The sequence below is a fragment of the Leekyejoonella antrihumi genome (genome assembly GCF_007845645.1).
GTDB classification, from domain to species: domain Bacteria; phylum Actinomycetota; class Actinomycetes; order Actinomycetales; family Dermatophilaceae; genus Leekyejoonella; species Leekyejoonella antrihumi.
Window position 1 is genome coordinate 37,261 of sequence record NZ_VCQV01000037.1, and the last position, 18,145, is coordinate 55,405.

Consider the following 18,145-nt stretch of genomic DNA (forward strand, 5'->3'; position numbering starts at 1 on the left):
GCGCCGTGGAGCCGCCTATCGGAATCGAACCGATGACCTATTCTTTGCGCGACCCCGTCGCACGAGGGCCCGTAACGGACCACACCGGCGCGTTTCCGCAGGTCACAGGCTTGGAGCCGGCTCGTTGGGGTTCAGCACAACGCAACTGGATCCGTTCAAACGTGTCACAAACGTGTCACTCGGAGGCGACGTGTCGGCAGTCAGTCGGCCAACCGAATCTACGTCTTTGGCGATGTTCGGTGCCGCCAGCGCGCTATCGATGGCCTGCGCAGGGCTCTCGCGGCCTGAGACGACCACGTGCAGCACGCCTTACCGGCTCACCACCGCGTCGGCACTCGAAGATGCTCCGACTGTCGACACGCTGCTCCCCCAACTCCCCAAAAAAAATTGGCCGATAATGGCGAGTATGACAACGCATGAAGTGCGGGCGAGCGGCAGCCGCTATGTGTCGGGTGACTGTCGATGTCGTGGGGCCTGCCCCTCAAAAGCAGCAGGCTCCACAAGGCGAGTTTGGCTCAGGCGGGCATATGTGTCTCGAACCAGCTGACCGTTCGGGTCAAGAAGTCGGTCATCGCCGGATAGGCTCGCACGCCGTGCCCCTCCTGAGGGTAAATGACCAGTCTCGAGTCCACCCCCTGAGCGAGTAGTGCTTGGTGGAACTCGCGTGCTTGACCAGGTGGGGTGCAGCGGTCGTTGGCGCCCGCGACATTGAGGCATGGTGTGCGGACCTTGCTGGCCTGTAGCACGGGGCTGCGGGTGTGCGCTGAGCTGCCAGGTTCTTCGGGGTCCGCGCCGAGGAAGGTGTTGCCCCAGCCTGCGATATTGCTGGTGAACGACTGGCTGTACCAGTCGGTTACGGGCGAGACCGGTACGGCTGCGGCGAAGCGCTGATCCTGAGTCACGAGCCAGGAGGACATGAATCCGCCGTAGCTACCGCCGATCAGCCCGACCCGGGAACCGTCGACGACGCCGCGGTCGATCAAGGTGTCAACGCCGGACAGGTAGTCGTGAGTATCCGCGCCACCCATGTCTCCGACAACGTGTCGCGCAAACGCCTGACCTCGCCCGCCGCTGCCCCGCGGGTTCGGGCTCAATACTGCGTAGCCGCGCGAGACCAGCAGCGGCACCCACTGGTAGTTCATCGACCAGGTGTTGCGGAAAGCCCAAATCGGGCCGCCGTGCACATTGACTATCAGCGGAAACGGCCCGTCGCCTGGGGGGGTGCACAGCACACCCTCGATCTCCAAGCCGTCGGGGGCCGGCCAGGACACCGCCTGGGCTGTGCCTGCGATCGAGAGCAGGTAGTCCGTGCCGGTGTGGGCGACAGAGGCGAGCACCTCGTCCTTCTCTCCACCGGCCAACACGATCTGCGGCGGCAGGTGGTACGCCTCCTGGACGGTGGCGACCCGGCCGTCGGCGGTGAAGGCCCCATCCGGATACCACGGGCCTCCGCACGCCATCTCGGTGCAGAACAGCTCGCTTACCTGGCCGGTGGCGACGTCGAGGATGCCCGCGACCGAGTCCAGGTGACGCTGGCCGAAATACCCCAGCCGGGTGTTGCCGATCCACTCCAATCGGGTGACGTCAGTGTGAGCGGTGTCAATTGTCGTGTGCGTGCCTGAGGCAAGGTCGATGAGGAGGAGGTCTCCCGCGACAACCCAGCGGTCGCTGCAGACCGCCTGCACGATTGACACGTGGGTGCCGTCCGGCGAACCGGTGGGCAGCGCGAGTTGCACCTCGCTGCGCAGCAGCTCTGTGCTCTGGCCATTTGAGACGTCGATGAGTGTGAGCGCAGCGGTGTACCAGTCGTCCTCGCTCGGGCGGTTCGAGGTCACTGCGACGACCTGGCTGGGACCGCACCAGCCCGCCTCCCAACAGTTCAGCCCGTCCGGGGAAAGCCTCGATACGGTGCCCGTCGCGATCGTGTACAACCACAGGCTGCGCCACGCGCTCTCTTCGGCGCCGGTCTCGACCAGCGGGTGCCAGGCGGGCAGCTCGTCGTCGAGACGCGCATTGGTGCCTGATCCTTGCCCGCCGGACAGGTCGGCTCCCAGCCCTGCGACGCCCAGCAAAATCTGCGCGCTGTCTGGGGACCAGTACGCGTATTCCACGGTGCCCGGCACGGCAGGCGCCTCGACCGCCTCCCCGAACCGATCATCGCCGAGCAGGAATAGTTGAAACACGCCAGCCTTGCCCCGGTCGGACAGGAACGCCAAGCGTGCGCCGTCGGGGGCGTATCGCGCCCAGCGCGCCGAACCAGCGCCGGCCGATACCGGGCGAAGCTCACCATCGGCTGCGGTGAAGATCGCGGTGCGAGGCAGACCGATTAGCTCGTCGTACACGGACCCGGTCACGACCACCCGGGAGCCGTCAGCGGTGACGTGCGGCTCGCGCAGTGCGTGCGGTCGGCCGAACGCTGGTTCGTGCAGCCGCCGGAAGTGTTCGGCAATCGCGGCATACTCGGGCGTTTCTCGTAGGTCGTTCGACATGTTCAGCGCTCCTGTCAGATATGTGCACGCGCGAGATGTGCTTAGGCCGTCGATGTGGTCTGTCTCGTGACGATGTTGTGGGTGCAGGCCGTGGCTGAGGCTCTAGGGCAGCATCTCCCGGCTGTGGCCCAAGCGTGAGATTCTGCGCACCGGCCAAGGCGCTAGCGGATCTTGGGCTCATGTACTGGGACGCGATCGTGGAGCGCAGCTCCGGCAGGTTTGGCCCCGTGGTCTGTCCTTCACTGATGTGCCTCCTCGGCCAAGCGCAACCTTGCTTCTTCAAACTAATAGCTTTGCGGGCTGGCTAGTGTTGTACATCTGTGAAGAGCGGAACCCGCGGGCTGCTACAAGTGTCGTTTGTGGACTCTGTTACCTCAGTTGCGTCAGTTGGGCGAGCTTGAGGCTCAGGTGTATCGCGAGTCGGTCATCGCCGCGGGAGAGGTCAAGGCCGCTGAGGTCTTCTATCCGGCGGAGGCGGTAGTAGAGGGTGGCACGGTGGATATGTAGTTCTGCGGCGGTGCGCTGCGCGTCGGCGGCATTGTCTAGGTACACCTGCACTGTTTCGATGAGGTCTCGGTGAGTTGAATCGGGGTCGAGCAGCGGGCGGACCCCAGGGTGTATGCCCTCGGCCAGTTCGTGCGGCGGTAGTTTCGCCAGGAGTGCGTACACGCCCAGGCGGGAGTAGGGCACTACGGTTCCGAGCGCGCCGGTGATGCGCGCGACGTCGGCGGCCCTGCGGGCCTCGTGATATGCGTGGTGGGCGTCGGTGAGGTTGCGGTGGGCGCCCGCGATGCCGACCCAGCCGGAGGGTGCTGGTTGCGAGCGGAGCTCGAGTGTGAGGCGTTGGTGCACTTTTTGGGCGAGCTGCTCGAGTGCTGCGCTCTTGGCGGGCTGTGAGCCGTCCTGAGTGATCAGCAGCAGCGAGTGATCGGGTCGGTTCAGTGCGAGGGCGTGTTTCAGTGCGAGCTGGTGTTGTCCGTAGTCGACCGCGATGTGCAGCGCAAGCCGTTGCTGCTCGCTGAGCGGCTCGCTGGGGCCGTGGTCGGCCGTCGCGACGATCGCGGAGATCTGACCGGCGACGATGAGGTCTTCCTCGATGAGCTCGTCGGCCGCCTCTGCGCGAAGACTGGCGTCCGGGGAGACGAGGTCACGTACGAGTTCACGTTCGCGGCTGCGGGTGACTTCGACGGTGAGGCGTTCACGGTGCAGGATCAAGGCTGCTTGCCGCGATGCTTCACGGACCGACTCGGCGTCTTGCCCGGTGACTGGCCCGTCGGAGCCGATCAGCCAGAGATAGCCAAGCATGCTGTCCTCGTACAGGATCGGCATGCCGATCCTGTCGGTCTCCAGGCCAATAGCGGGGCAGGCAGGGACCGTGAACAGGTCATCGGCGTGGCTGGGGCTTTGCGCGCCGAGGTAGCTAGTCAACTCGGTTGACACACGACGCCGCATGATCGACTCCGTGCGCGCCCTGTCGACCTCGCCGGTGTGCGAGGTGTAGGCGAGCAGGCGGATGGATGGGTCGTCGATAGCGACTGAGCGGTGAAGGCGGGTACCCAGATGGTCGACGAGGCGTTGCAAGTCGGATGCCACACCAGTCATTGTAGGAATATCGGGCCAGTGCTTCGACGATTGTCGAAGCCGGTTGGCGCGCGTCGAGAGTGTGGATGCACGCTGCGGGGTTGGCTCGTGCGTGTGTGAGCGGGCGCGTGAGACCGCCTGCCGTCTCGTCTACCGTCCACGGTTGCGGCCGGCCTGTCTCGGGTCATGCGCGGCGGGCGGGACGGGTGCACTGTTGTCGGTGACCGGTTCCTGCAGGGGGGATGATCCGCTGGGCCGGTTGCGGTCGGGTGCACCGGCCGCCGGCATGTGCTGGTCGAGGAAGTCGAGGAGTGCGACAAGCAGGTGGGAGCGCGCGCCGGGGGAGTTGATGTGGTGCCCCTCATTGGGGTAGATAACGAGCGTGGAGTCCTTCTCATGGTGGCTAAGCGCGTGGTGAAACTCGACCGCCTGCCCGGGCGGTGTGCATCGGTCCTGGCCACCGCCGATGAGCAAGACCGGCGTGCGGACGCGCTCGGCAAAGAAAATGGGGCTGCGAGAAAAGAACCGCCCGGCCGGGTTGGTCACGGTGTCGTCCAGAAAGATCTCGTCAAAACTGTTGATGTTGGTGGTGAAGTGCTGGCTGATCCAGTTCGTCACCGGCGCCATTGGTATCGCCGCGGCCCATCGGTCGTCTTGTGTGGCGAGCCACGCCGACATGTAGCCTCCATAGCTGCGTCCGGTGACGGCGACCCGTTGAGGGTCGATGGCGCCACGTTGGGTGAGCGCGTCGACTGCGCTGATCAGATCGTGGGTGTCGGCGCCCCCCATGTCGCCGCGCACCAGTGAGGCGAACTGTTGTCCTCGCCCGCCGCTGCCGCGCGGGTTGGGATGGAGCACGGCGTATCCGCTTGCGACCAGCAGCGGAGTCCAGTCGTAGATGAGGTTCCATGACGGCCGATACGCAGCGACCGGGCCGCCGTGAATGAGGACGATCAACGGATGCGGCGGTGGCGAGTTGGGGGTCGCAAGCAAGCCTGCGATCTCCAGGCCGTCCGGGGCGTGCCACCTGGTGGCGTGGAGCGTGCCGCCGATGCTTCGTCGGTAATCGGATCCCGGGTTGCCGGTGTCGAGCAGCGTGTGCTCGCCGGCCGACGTCACGATGGTCAAAGCCGGGGGGTGACCGTAGTCATGGATTGCGGCGGCGAATCCCGGACCATCATCGGTGGCGATCGGGACGGCGTTCGGGTACCAGTCCCCGCAGGTGCGTTGTTCGCTTGACCACACCTGGCGCCAGTTGCCGTCGCGGGTGGCCTCGGCGACGACCGTGGTCAGGTTGCATTGCCCCGTGGCGAGGAGCGTCGACTCGTCACGCCATGCCAGCGACGTGACGTCGACATTACCGCTGTCAACGGGGGTGATTTCTTGACTGTGCAGATCGAGGATCTTGGCGTCGCCTGCGACGATCCCACGGTCGCTGCAGATTGCCTCGGCGTAGGCGATGGCGGTCCCGTCGGGCGATGCGCACAGCAGGCCGAGTTGCGCGGCGCTCCTGGCAATGACGCGCGGGGGCGTGTGCGGGCCACGAAGCATGACGATCCGGGCGTGATACCAGGCGCTCTCCTCGGGGTGGCGGCTGGCGACGGCCACGATGCCGGCCGCGCACCAGTCGGCCTCCCACACGTTCCAGCCTGGCGGCGACACTTGGCAGACTGTGCCTTCTTCGGGATCGATGCGCCACGCGTGCCGCCAGCCCGCGTCGTGGCTGCTGTCCTCGACGGGATGCGTCTCGAGGGGTGGGGCGTCTTGAGACAGTGCACCCGACCCGTCCGCTCCAGAGCGGTCCGCGCTCATCTGGGCCACCCCGGCCAGCACGCTCGACTTGCGCGGTGCGAATCTGAGGTATTCGATGACGCCGGGCAGCTCGTACGATCGCCGTGATCCGGTCACGGTGTCGAGGATCGCCACCGACGTCGGCGTGTTGACGTAGGCGAGGCTCGTGCCATCGCTGGACCAGGCGCTCGGCCCGACTCCGCCGAGTCTCCTGATTTTGCCTGTTGCTACCTCGATCAGGTGGCAGGTGGGGTGGGGCGGGCGATCGAGGCTGTCCATTACGTTGCCGGTGACGGCGATCCGGTCACCGCCCGGTGAGGGTGCGATGTCGGTGATGTCGATCAGCCGACCGAGGCCAGGCGTGAGGGTCCGTGCGCGGTAGTTCTCGACGCTGCTCCGTGATGTAGGGGTCATGGCTCACTTCGATCGGGAGCGTGACCGCTGGGGGCTTGCGCGCTGGGAATCGCGTTGATGAGCCGGCGGGTATAGGGGTGGTTCGGGGAGTCGAGCACGGTGGCGGTGTCGCCGGTTTCGACGACCTGTCCGTGGTAGAGCACGATGATCCGGTCGGCCATTTGCCGCACCACTGACAGGTCGTGGGTGATGAATAGCATGCTGGTGTTGTAGCGGCGGTGAATGTCACGGAGCAGTTCGAGCACTTGTGCCTGCGCGGAGACGTCCAGCGCGGCCACCGGTTCGTCGCAGATGAGCAGTCGGGGGCGCAGTGCGATGGCTCGGGCGATGGCGACACGTTGTCGTTCGCCGCCGGAGAGTGCCACGGGCCGACGCTGCGCGTAGGAGGCCGGTAGCCCCACCAGGCCCAACAGGTCCGCTGTTTCGTGCCGTGAGTCGGTGACGTCGCCGCGCAGGTCGAGGACCTCGCGCAGCGTGGTCCCGATGCTCAGCGCCGGATTCAGTGAGGTGTAGGGATCTTGGAAGACGGCCTGCACGATCCGGCGCGCCTGCCGGCGTTGGCGTCGATCGAGGCGTCGGTAGTTACTGATGTCGATACCGGCCAGGTCGATGCGTCCCGCATCCGGGGTGATGAGGCCGAGGAGTGCGCGGGCGATGGTGGTCTTCCCGGACCCGGTCTCGCCGACCAGGCCGACGGATTCCCCTTCGCCGATCTGCAGGCTGACACCGTCGAGCGCGGTCGTGCGCCGGGCCCGGCCGGCGAGCCTGCTGGTATGGAACGTCTTGCGTAGCTCAGTGATCGCGGCGATAGGGTCGCCAACGGTGAGAGCCGGTGGCGGTGCCGCCGGCTGGTCGAGGTGGCTGAGCGCGGCCCGCAGCTCCGGGTGGATCTCGCCCAGGCGCAGGCATGCCGAGGTCCGGTTCGGGCCGACCGGGGCCAAGGGGGGTCTGGCCGCGGCGCACTCCGGCTGGGCCCAGCTGCAGCGGGCCGCGAAGGCGCAGGTGTCGGCGACGGTGTCGGCTTGCGGCACACTGCCGGGGATCGCAGTAAGCTCGGCGACGTAGTGCGTGACGGGCGGGTCGGCCAACAACAGCCCGAGGCTGTATGGATGCGCAGGATCGGCTGCCAACGCTGCGGTCGGGGACTGTTCGAGCACGGAACCGGCGTACATCACCTGGACTCGATCGCAGACCGAGAACGCGACCCGCAGGTCGTGGGTGATCAGAATCAGGCTCATTCCACGGCTACGGCGAATGGACTGCAACAGTTCCAGCACCTCGGCCTGCGTGGTCACGTCCAGTGCGGTGGTCGGTTCATCCGCGATGAGCAGCTCGGGGTCGCGAGCGAGCGCCACGGCCAGCGCGACCCGTTGCCGCATGCCTCCGGAGAGTTGGAACGGGTATTGCTCGGCGACCTCGGCGGCGAGGCCGACCTCGCCCAGTCGCCGGGCTATCTCGTCTCTTTGCCTGCTTCGGCTGTGGTGGCCGCCCCGGGGCAGCGACTCGGCCAGGTGCGCTCCCGCGGTCTGCAGCGGGTTGAGCATGGTGAATGGGTCTTGGAGTAACAGGCTGACTCGCGATCCCCGCAGCGCCCGCCACGTCCGGCGCTCGGCGTCGATCAGTTGGTGACCGTCGAAGGTCACCGACCCGGATGCGTGCAACCCTGCAGGGAGCAGTCCGACGACGGCGCGTGCGGTCAGTGATTTGCCGCTGCCCGACTCGCCGACGATGCCGAGAGCCTGGCCGCGGTGCACGTCGAAGCTGACGTCGCGTACCAGCGGTCGGGCCCGGCGCACGGGCCCGACCGCGACGTTGAGCCGTTCGACGTGCAGCAGTGCTGCGCCGGAACGGTCACCGGCGTCGTCTGGGTGCAGGTGAGTGGCCAGGTCTCTCGCCGCCCCCTCCTCGGTGTTCATCGTTGGGTTCCCGCGTGGGCCAGTAGTTCATGTCCCCAGTCCCCGAGCAAGGTGGCGCTCGACGCGGTGACGATGATCAGGACCGCCGGAGCGATCGATAGCCAGGGGTTCTGGGTGATCAGCGACTGCCCTTCGGCCAGCGTCGTCCCCCAGCTCGGGCTGCTCGGCGGCACACCCAACCCCAGGTAACTCAGTGCCGCGAAGCCGACCAACGCGCCGACGAAGTCGAGCAGGAACGTCGCGACGACGGTGGGCAGGATGTTCGGCAAGACGTGCCGGAAGATGATCCGCCACGCCGAGATGCCTATCGTGCGGGCCGCGTCAACGTAGGGCAGTCGGACCTCTACCATGGCGGCGCTCCGGCACAATCGGATCTCGTAGGGCAGCGACAAGAGCAGCAGTACCGCAACGGTGATCCAGTACCCACCGCCGACAACCCCGAGCACGACAATTGCGATGAGCAACGCGGGCAGCGCATACACCATGTCCGCGAGCCGGTTGACGGCAGTGTCGACGACACCGCCGAAGTACGCGCCGGCCATCCCCAGCGTCGCCCCGATCAGCAGACAGCCAGCTGCGACCACGAGCGGGCCAACGACCGACGATCGGGCTCCCGACAGGAGCCGGGAAAGCACATCGCGGCCGAGCTCGTCCGTTCCCAGCAGGTGGCCGTGCCCCGGCGCCATAGCACTCAGCAGAGGGTTCTGAGCACTCGGGTCCTGAGGCGCCAGCCAGCCCCCGGCGACGACACAGACCAGCACGGCGAGCAGCACGAGGCCGCAGATGACTGCCACCACCGGCACTCGTTGCAGATGATCTATTGCCGCACCCTCGGCCTGGTCCGACCTAACATCACTGGTCATCGCCTCACCCCCGTACCCCGGCACGAGTGCGCGGATCGATCATCAACGCGGCCGCATCGACCAGCAGGTTCACCGCGACCACCAGCACGGCCACGAAGAACGCCAGGCCCTGCACTACGGGAACGTTCTTCGCCTCGATAGCCTGCACCATCAACTGCCCCGCCCCGGGGAGGGAGAACACCGTCTCGACGAGGACCGTCCCCGAGATCGCAACGATCAGCAGCAGCCCGGCCGCGGTCACCACCGGAAGCGCGGTGTTGCGCAATGCGTAGCCCAGCATGACCCGGGCGCGACCGACCCCGCGGGTCCGGGCAAACGTGATGTAATCCTGCTCCATCACGTCCATCACCGCGGCCCGAGTCTGTCGGACAATCAGCGCCACCAGGCCGGTTGCCAGTGCCACCGCGGGCAACGTCAGGTGATACACCCGGTCGATGGCCTGGCTGCTGCCCGCGCCGTAGACCGGAAACCAGCCCAAACCCACCCCGAACACGTAGATCAGCAAGATACCCAGGGCGAACCCTGGCGCGCCCATTCCCACGATCGTCGCCCCGGAGACGCTCCGATCGAACAGCCGGCCACGGCCGATCCCGGCCGCCATCCCGACCGGGATCCCCACGACGACAACCAGCACCAACGTGTACGCCGCCAACTCCAACGTCACCGGAAGATGCGAGGCAATCACGCTGGTCACCGCCTCGCCCGACTGGATCGACCGCCCGAGATCGCCGTGCACCGCGCTGGTCAACCAGTGCCAGTACTGCACGAGGAACGGGTCGTTCAGGTGGTACTGCGCCTTGATCGCTGCGACAACCTGTGGCGTCGATGGCTGCGTGCCCAACAGCGTTGCCACCACCGATCCCGGGCTCAACGCCAGCAGGCTAAACACCAGAAAGCTCACGATGATCAAAATCACGACCATCCCGACCAGCCGCTTGAGCAGGAATAGTACGATTGCCACGGTGGAATCTGCTCCTTCACATGCAAGGATCGCCTAGCTGGCTTTCAGGTGGGATATCCAGGTTCCGTTAACGTCCAGATCGAACAGAGTTGGCTTCGTGCCGAAGTGGAATCCGCTCCCCAACACGGAGACCGTGCCTGGGCTGTACAACGGAATGTAAGAATAATCGTCGGCGAGCGTCGTGGGATTCGGCTGCGACACGCTCCCCGCGAGTCCCGGCGACAACGTGCCCGTGCTGGAGATGTACCCAGGTTTCCCGGCCACCAATGCCATGATCTGCATGATGTTGGCGTCGTAATCCTTGGAGACGTCAAGTGAGATGGGCGCGGCCGGTAGGGCGAGTGCGAAGTTAGTCGGATGCGCGCTGGTGTGCCCTCTGTCGAGCTCGCGCTGCGACCGGCAGCCACCGGCGGCGCCACTGCTGCCCCGGCGGTGGCCATCCGAACAAAAGCCGTGGGAACTACTCGGTTGTGCTGCATGGGATACCTCCTTTGGCGGACAGCCGCATTCCTGCGGTACTCGACTAGCTCAAGTGTCCGCCCCGCGACGGCTCCACGTGTAGCGACAGATGTGGGATTCTTGCATCTTGATCTTGCACACTCGTCGCAATTTCAGTCTGGCGAGCCATCGGCAGTCCGGACCACGACATAGGTCGAGAACGCCAATGCGCCGCATCCCAGGGTCGACTCGTATACATATGACGAAGCGATGAGTCGTGATTCTCGACGATAGCCGATGGTCTACTACGGGCCCTGCGCCAGACGATAGGTGTATTCGACTTCGAGGGTTAGGGACGGTATGTCTGATACGGCGGATGTGGTCGTCGTCGGTGCGGGTGTGATCGGTGCGGCCTCGGCGTTGGAGCTAGCGAAGACTGGTTTGCGCGTCCTCGTTGTCGACAAGGCGGGGGGGGCCGGACTCGGGTCGACGAGCGCATCAAGTGCGGTCGTGCGCTTCAACTACTCCACCTGGGACGCGGTGGCGACGGCGTGGGAGTCGAAGCACTGCTGGGAGAAGTGGTCCGAGCACCTGCGGATACCGGATAACGGTGGTCTGGCCACATTCGTTCGAGTCGGGATGGTGATGCTCGACGTGCCGCCGATGCCTCGCGACCACATCATGCCTCTTTTCGATCTGGTGGGCGTGCCGTATGAGGAGTGGGATGCCGCCGAGCTCCGTGCGCGGGTTCCGGGCATTGATACCGGTCGATACTGGCCGCCCAAACGGGTGGACGACGAGGCCTTCTTCGCCGAGACCGCGACGAAGCAGATCGGTGCGCTATACACGCCGGACGGGGGATTCATCGACGATGCTCAGCTGGCGGCGCAGAACCTCGCCACCGCCGCAGGAGCGGCCGGGGCCGAATTTCTGTTCAATCGGGCGGTGACGGGTATCGATCGTCACGCGGGCCGGGTATCTGCGGTCAAGCTCTCGGACGGGACTCAGATTGCCACTCGTGTGCTCGTCAACGTGGCCGGGCCGTGGTCGAGCGAAATAAACCGGATGGCCGGCGTTGGAGGAGAATTCACCGTAGGTGTGCGGCCCATGCGTCAGGAAGTGCACCAGGTAGCAGCACCACCCGGATACAACCGACCATCAGGACTCGGTCCGGCGATCGCCGACATGGATCTGGGCACCTACATGCGCCCAGACGGATCGGGCTTCCTACTCATTGGCGGCACCGAGCCGGCATGCGATCCGCTGGAGTGGATCGACGATCCGGATCGGGCCAATCCCCGACCGACGGCCTCGCGGTTTCAGGCGCAGGTCACCCGCGCTGCCCGCCGCCTTCCCGGTTTGACCGTACCGAACGCTCCCACCGGAATCGCCGGCGTCTACGACGTCGCCGACGACTGGACCCCGATCTACGACCGCACCGACCTTGATGGGTTCTATGTCGCAATCGGCACCAGCGGCAACCAGTTCAAGAACGCACCCCTCGCTGGCCGATTCCTCGCCACCATCATCGACGGTGTCGAGGCCGGGCACGACCACGACCGCGACCCGCTGCGCTACACCTGCGAACACACCGGTCATGTGATCAACCTGGGCGCATTCTCGCGCAAGCGCACCCCCAACAATGCCTCCTCGGGAACCGTGATGGGCTGACCGAAGGGCGGCGTGGCGAAGAGCAGCACGTTTGACGTGGTAGGTAAGGCCAACGGAATGAATTCACGGATGGCCCCACCCGCCGATGCGAAGCCGACGCCGGGTGAAAGGTTCTGCGATCAGCGGAGCCGATTTCAACCAGGCCGCCGCTGGCTCCTCGGCAACTTGACAGGCGTCTCGCCAAACACGCTGATGTTTCGACAGTCGTCTCTCGAAAGGTCGGGCATAGGTTGTCTAGCCTTGCTCTTAGACGGCGCGCGATAGCGGCCAACGACAAGCACGTTCGTAGTGGTGATGACTGAGAGGCGAAGCAATGAGGCCGATCCCGCTAGTTGACCCTAGACACACGACGGTACACGCCCGACACACTACAGTCATAGTAGGAATATGCCTGGCGGTGCTGCTCGCTGGCTGTAGTGGTGGCTCGGAGTCGGGCCAGACGAGTAGCTCGTCGCCCGGTAAGAGTAGTAGCAAAGCGATACCCACGTTCACGTTCGCCCTGGCGAGCGCGCCAGTATCGCTAGACATCGCGAAAAACTATGTGACCACGACGATGCAGATGATCTCACTGGTCACCGAACCACTTGAGCGGGTGTCATCGACAGGCCAGGTTTCGCCCAATCTAGCAACGGCAGTCAGCCAACCGAACGCGACCACCCTCGTGTACACAATCCGGTCGGGGGTCAAGTTCTCGGACGGAACACCTCTGACCGCGAAGGACGTCGCGTGGAGCATCAAGCACGTAACCAGCCCACCCGCACAGACCGCTGGAGATGTAGGAAACATTGGAAGCGTTAAAGTCACCGGCCCGCTGCAGGTCACGGTCAAGCTGACTAAGCCCGATCCCGCAACCCGCGCCAAACTCGCCGTCATCACATACGTGCAGGAAGCCAAGTTCGCCAAGGCCCACGCCAAGGAGCTTGGCACCCGGACCGCGCTCCCAGTGGGTACCGGACCGTACAAGTTCAGTTCGGATACCACCAGCGCCGTTACCCTGGCCGCGAATCCGCACTACTGGGGAAAGAGACCATCCGCACGGAAGGTGGTCTTCACGTTCATCGATAACGACACGTCTGCGCAACTCGCAATGCGCTCGGGGTCGATCGACGGCACGCTGATCTCCGATCCTAAGGCCATCCAACAGTGGAAGAGTATCGACGGAGCAACACTTTATGAGACGCCTTCCCTTGAATCCACCTATATCGCACTGAATACATCAATTGCGCCGTTCAATGACCCGCATGTTCGAAAGGCGTTCGCTTACTCAATCGACCGGACCGGGCTCCTCAAGGCGGCCTTCGGAAACAACGGGGCCGTGCTGCACGGGCTAGTCCCCGCGGGCGTTATAAGCGATGTTGCTCCGTCGACTAGCGCCGCTAAATCATTTCTCAAAAGCCTGCCCGGGTATGATTTCAGTCCGACGAAGGCAGCAGCCGAACTGGCCCAGTCGAAGCACCCCAAGGGCTTCACGGTAACCGTTCCCTACATCTCGAGCACTCCTTTTACCAAGCTGACGGCTCTCAACCTCCAACAGAATATGCAGAAGCTGGGCGTCAAGATCAATCTCAAGTCCCAGACCCAGAACCAGTGGCTTACCAGTGTCTATGGCCAGAAGAACCCCGGAGCCCAGTTCATGACGATAGTTGCGGATGTTCCGGATCCGAATGGACTCCTGAGCCTTGTGGTTGGCAAGGCAAATACGGCTCCACAACACTTCAACACCACCAACTGGACGACGCCTCAGATCGAGACAGCGCTACCGGTGATGGAAAGCTCGTCAAGTAACGGCGCGCGGTGGAAGGCTACCAAGACTATTCTCTCCCAGATTGCCGGCGATGCAGCCTACATCCCACTGTTCTCACCTGACAATGCCACTGTATTGGCGAAAGGTTATACATTCACGAACGACGGAAACTTGTTCACGCTTATAAATGGGAGCTGGATCTTCGATCTCAAGGCCTCCAGATGATACTTCGTCTATGATATGCGTTCGAGGCGGCGCAGTGTGTTTCCTGTCATCGGGCCGCGCGGACACTGCCTATCGCGCACGAGTGAACAAATCCGAGCCGTCTGCCCAAATAGGAGCGACCATTGAGTACCATGCCATCTGGGAAGCCCCCAGCGTATCCTCCGACTCCTCTAGACAATACCGTCGACGAACTGGCAGGAGTGACCTTCCCGGATGGCCTTCGGTGGCTTGAGGGAAACAACGATAGAGTGTCGAGTTGGGACGATGCTCAGAACTCGCTGAGCACCCAATACCTCGAGTCCTGGCCTGATCGCTGGGCGACCCAGCGTCTGCTCGACCAGTTAGTCACGTCCCGATTTGGGGGAGTGCCTGTACGGGGCGGAGAAACGTGGTTTCGAAAGGGATCAGACGCCGATACCGACCATGGTCGACTCGAGTGCGGCCCATCCGCCCAGGGGCCGTGGCGGACTCTCGTAGACCCTGCCGTGCTTCCAGTCGACGGAGTGCTGAACATCGAGTGGTTCAGCCCGTCTCCCGATGGGCAGATCATCGCCTACGGGCTGACGACGGATGGGTCCGAACGCAATCGAATCGTTCTGCTTAACGTTGAGTCCGGCGAGGAGCTCCCGGACAAGATCGAGCAACTGGTGAATGACAGCTGGACAGGCGGCGTCGTCTGGCTACCTGACTCCAACGGATTCTTCTTCACGGCTCGGGATGAGACGCACCGAGATCAGTTTCGCAATGCGATCTTCTTCCATCGTCTCGGTGCGTTGCCGCCCTCGGCGCCCGAACCAATTCAGCTTACTGACGGCCTCGCCTCATACGCGATCGCGCAAGTGTCCCCGACCGCGCAAGTCGTCGTTGCTGTGGGTCTCTTCCAACCGGTTCCCCGCTACCGGCGGGACCTGAACAACGGAGAATCATGGACGCCGTTCGTCACAGACGTCGACGGCACAGTCATAGGTCAGATCGTGGGTGACGAATACATAGCTGTGACTGACTGCGGCGCGCCACGCTCACGTCTCGTCGGAATCCCACTGGCCAGCCGAACACCCAACGATCCGCACAGTTGGCGTGAAATCGTTCCTGAGTCCACTGCCGTGTTGCGGCGAGTGACCGCCGTGGGTGATGTCCTTTACCTCACCGAATTGGTGGACACATTCTCCCGCGTTCGCATGATCTCGCTAAACGGCGAACCGCTCGGGGAGTTGACGTTGCCCGGCGACGGGGTGGTCGCGGAGCCGCCATTTCCACTGATGCAGGCGATGCCAACCGGGTACCCCGACGAGTTTATCTTCGCGTTCTCGACCCTCACTTCCTCATGGGGAACGTACCGTCACGGCCTGAAGTCGAACGCCGTTCACGTAATTGATCCGCCCGCGGTCAGCCTCGCGGAACTCTCTGTGGAGAGCAGGGAGGCGGTGTCCGTCGATGGCACTCGGATTCCTTACCACGTCGTTGCGCGGGCAGACGCCACACCCGCTGGGCGGCCTCGCCCCGCGCTCATGTACGGGTACGGCGGATTCGGGGTGCCATGGGCACCTCAGTACACTGGGCCACTCTCTGCTTTCGCCCTGTCGGGGGGACTTTATGTGCATACGCACCTTCGCGGCGGTGGCGAATTTGGACGGAACTGGTGGAACTCCGGGCGGTTCGAGCACAAACAGCGCGGCTACGACGATCTATATGCGATCGCCGAGGACCTTATCTCACGAGGTGACACCGAACCGTCCATGCTCGCGGTGACCGGAGGCAGCGGTGGCGGCCTAATGACCGGTGTCGCCATTACCCAAAGGCCGGACTTATGGTCAGTGGCCGTTCCCCAGAAGCCGTTTCTCGACATTGTCGGGGGATGCCGTGAGCCCTACGGCCGCGACATCGTCGTAGGCGAGTTCGGACGGATCGACGCTCCGGACGATGTACGCCGGATGGCGACCTTCTCCCCGTGCCAGCTCGTCGTCGCTGACACGGAATATCCCGCAATCTTCGTCGACGCTGGCCAGACCGACACCCGCTGCCCGGCATGGCACGCCCGAAAATTCGTCGCACGTTTGCAGGCGACCAACTCACGGCGGCCAGTCCTGCTGCGTGTCTGGCGCGACGTGGGGCACGGGTGGTCCAACGGCAGGCTCGAGGCCGTTGCCCAGGCAACCGACTGGCTCTCCTTCATCTTCTGCGAACTCGGAATGCGGCCGGCCACCGCGGATGGCACATCCAACCTCAATCGGCCAGGCTGAGACATCGCGGGCCCGGAACTGTACGATCCCGTTCTCACTGAATCAGTGACCACGCCGCGAAACACATTTGCCAATATCAAGAACGGACCGCATCAATGACTTGGAATGAAACATCCCCGCCACTTGCGTCAATGTTGCCCAACACGCGGTACTTCGAGTTAGAATCGAGTACCGTTGGAGGCAGCTTTGGTGTGTGGGTAACGGTCCCTCCCCGATATGAATCCGAGCCAACCGCCCGCTATCCAGCAATATATTTGCCCGACGGAAATCTGATGGCGCCATTGACCGCCCCCCATACGATGATGATACGGGACGATCCGATCAATCCGATCCAGCCTCATATTCAGGTATGCGTCGGGTATGTCGGCCCCGATGTGGATCGGCAACTGGCGGTACGTGCCCGCGACCTTCTTCCGCCTGGAGAGCCCCTTCTGCCGACTACCAGCGCGGAGAGCTTGAATCTGCTAGTGGAAGCTGGACTCCTAGACGCGGACGCTGCGAAGCTTTATCTGCATAACCTGCAGAATCCGGCCGCCGACAAATTCCTCGCATTCCTTGTCGAAGAATTACACCCGCTGATCACTGCCGAGTTTCGCATCGATGACGCATCGACTGGTTTATTCGGATACTCCTACGGGGGTCTATTCGCGATCTATGCCGCCCTCCAGCGGACAATATTCAGTAAAGTCGGTGCGGGCAGTCCCGGAATAATCGGATTCGAGTCAAAAGTCTTTCAACTGTATGACAGTGAGGCAAAAAAAGACAGCGACTATAGCGATCGAATGCTGCATATCACTGTGAACGAGACCGAAATCACGAGGGTATCAGCCTATCAAGCCTACGTTGGAGTCGGCACCGCGGAGTTCATAACCCACGCAGGGAAGAAGCCATTGCGTGGTCATGTGCTTAGCAGTCACATTATACCCGCACAATCTCACGCCACCGGTAACACGTCATCCTGGTTCAGTTTTCTGCGTCAGTGCTATTCTCAGGAGTCGCCTGAGATGGAGATTATGCGCCAAGGTTAATCCAGCCCATTCACGTGTGGGCTTCACTCGACGCGTCAGGCGCGGGTTAGGAATCGAGACCAGATGATGGAGGTTCGATCGGTGAAGGCACGGTTCGCTAAATAGACAGCAACTTACCTCGAAGGGTTGGCCAATCATGACCGAATTGTCGCCGTTCGCCGCGACGTTACCTACCACTGATTACTTCGAGCTGGATTCCGAACTCGTCGGCGATCGCCTCGCGATCTGGGTTACCAAACCAGTCAATTATACTGACAGTCGAGGTCCTTACCCGGTCCTCTATACCACCGATGGGAATGCTTCGGCCGCGCTCCTCGCCCCATACGTCGAGCAACTCGCCTACGACGTGATCGAGTCATGGGTGCCGTTCGTTCATGTGGCAGTCGGCTATCCGCCGGAAGGCGCAACCAGTTGGCTGACTCGACGCACTCGTGAGCTAGTCCCACCTGGTGAGCTACCGTCCGAATCGGTCCTGGCCAATGTGCACGACGACGCTGAAGCCGCGGGGTGGACAGCGGAAGAGGAGCAGGCCTACCGAGAGTCGATCATGAATGGGGGACGTGCTGACAACTTCCTGGCCTTCCTGGAACAAGAACTCCGACCAGTGGTCGAGCAGCGTTACAACGTGCGGACGGACGCCGCTGGACTATTCGGCTATTCCGGCTCTTCGTACGTGTGGTGGGGGCGTTAGCGACACGCCAGTGATCGTGGATGCGGTGAGGTAGGGGTCGAGGTCCTCAGGATCGGAAGCGACCAAGCTCACCGATCACCAAGGACCTCGACG

Annotated in this window: 11 protein-coding genes; 5 read left to right on the forward strand and 6 right to left on the reverse strand. The window is 63.6% G+C overall.

Annotated features, from left to right (window positions below; genetic code table 11):
- Positions 1–515: 515 nt before the first annotated feature.
- From FGL98_RS20390 to FGL98_RS20415, 6 genes are all read right to left on the reverse strand, one after another.
- A complete protein-coding gene (locus FGL98_RS20390) occupies positions 516–2,489 on the reverse strand; it encodes a S9 family peptidase (protein WP_146319930.1) in 1,974 nt (657 codons plus the stop codon).
- A gap of 369 nt (positions 2,490–2,858) precedes the next feature.
- On the reverse strand, positions 2,859–4,082 hold the full coding sequence (locus tag FGL98_RS20395) for a PucR family transcriptional regulator (protein WP_186526281.1): 1,224 nt from the start codon (positions 4,080–4,082) through the stop codon (positions 2,859–2,861).
- 138 nt (positions 4,083–4,220) lie between these two features.
- The gene (locus tag FGL98_RS20400; protein ID WP_146319934.1) at positions 4,221–6,275 is read right to left on the reverse strand and encodes an alpha/beta hydrolase family protein; all 2,055 of its coding nucleotides are present in this window, start codon (positions 6,273–6,275) and stop codon (positions 4,221–4,223) included.
- Entirely contained in the window at positions 6,272–8,191 is a 1,920-nt protein-coding gene (locus FGL98_RS20405) for a dipeptide ABC transporter ATP-binding protein (protein ID WP_146319937.1), read from the reverse strand. Before FGL98_RS20405 ends, FGL98_RS20400 begins: the two co-directional genes overlap by 4 nt.
- Complete coding sequence (locus FGL98_RS20410) at positions 8,188–9,054, reverse strand: ABC transporter permease (protein WP_146319939.1); 867 nt, start codon at positions 9,052–9,054, stop codon at positions 8,188–8,190. The genes FGL98_RS20405 and FGL98_RS20410 overlap by 4 nt, the downstream gene beginning before the upstream one ends.
- Positions 9,055–9,058: 4 nt before the next feature.
- Complete coding sequence (locus FGL98_RS20415) at positions 9,059–10,015, reverse strand: ABC transporter permease (protein WP_222432299.1); 957 nt, start codon at positions 10,013–10,015, stop codon at positions 9,059–9,061.
- A 798-nt stretch (positions 10,016–10,813) separates the two neighbouring features.
- Between FGL98_RS20415 and FGL98_RS20420 the strand changes: the two genes are divergently transcribed.
- The 5 genes from FGL98_RS20420 to FGL98_RS20440 all read left to right on the forward strand — a co-directional run bounded on the left by FGL98_RS20420 (position 10,814) and on the right by FGL98_RS20440 (position 18,052).
- Positions 10,814–12,124 (forward strand): NAD(P)/FAD-dependent oxidoreductase, encoded by a 1,311-nt coding sequence (locus FGL98_RS20420; RefSeq protein WP_146319941.1) that lies wholly within the window; start codon positions 10,814–10,816, stop codon positions 12,122–12,124.
- A gap of 559 nt (positions 12,125–12,683) precedes the next feature.
- A complete protein-coding gene (locus FGL98_RS20425; protein WP_222432300.1) occupies positions 12,684–14,093 on the forward strand; it encodes an ABC transporter substrate-binding protein in 1,410 nt (469 codons plus the stop codon).
- A gap of 131 nt (positions 14,094–14,224) precedes the next feature.
- Positions 14,225–16,333, forward strand: a complete 2,109-nt coding sequence (locus tag FGL98_RS20430; RefSeq protein WP_246136668.1) for a prolyl oligopeptidase family serine peptidase — start codon at positions 14,225–14,227, stop codon at positions 16,331–16,333.
- A gap of 272 nt (positions 16,334–16,605) precedes the next feature.
- The gene (locus tag FGL98_RS20435) at positions 16,606–17,361 is read left to right on the forward strand and encodes an alpha/beta hydrolase-fold protein (protein WP_186526283.1); all 756 of its coding nucleotides are present in this window, start codon (positions 16,606–16,608) and stop codon (positions 17,359–17,361) included.
- 136 nt (positions 17,362–17,497) lie between these two features.
- Positions 17,498–18,052, forward strand: a complete 555-nt coding sequence (locus FGL98_RS20440) for an alpha/beta hydrolase-fold protein (RefSeq protein ID WP_146319949.1) — start codon at positions 17,498–17,500, stop codon at positions 18,050–18,052.
- Positions 18,053–18,145 lie beyond the last annotated feature (93 nt).

Coding starts and splice junctions, on each gene's coding strand:
- FGL98_RS20390 (WP_146319930.1), bottom strand. CDS start 2,489: ATGTCGAACGACCTACGAGAAACGCCCGAGTATGCCGCGATTGCCGAA.
- FGL98_RS20400 (WP_146319934.1), bottom strand. CDS start 6,275: ATGACCCCTACATCACGGAGCAGCGTCGAGAACTACCGCGCACGGACC.
- FGL98_RS20405 (WP_146319937.1), bottom strand. CDS start 8,191: ATGAACACCGAGGAGGGGGCGGCGAGAGACCTGGCCACTCACCTGCAC.
- FGL98_RS20410 (WP_146319939.1), bottom strand. CDS start 9,054: ATGACCAGTGATGTTAGGTCGGACCAGGCCGAGGGTGCGGCAATAGAT.
- FGL98_RS20420 (WP_146319941.1), top strand. CDS start 10,814: ATGTCTGATACGGCGGATGTGGTCGTCGTCGGTGCGGGTGTGATCGGT.
- FGL98_RS20425 (WP_222432300.1), top strand. CDS start 12,684: ATGATCTCACTGGTCACCGAACCACTTGAGCGGGTGTCATCGACAGGC.
- FGL98_RS20430 (WP_246136668.1), top strand. CDS start 14,225: ATGCCATCTGGGAAGCCCCCAGCGTATCCTCCGACTCCTCTAGACAAT.
- FGL98_RS20435 (WP_186526283.1), top strand. CDS start 16,606: ATGGCGCCATTGACCGCCCCCCATACGATGATGATACGGGACGATCCG.
- FGL98_RS20440 (WP_146319949.1), top strand. CDS start 17,498: ATGACCGAATTGTCGCCGTTCGCCGCGACGTTACCTACCACTGATTAC.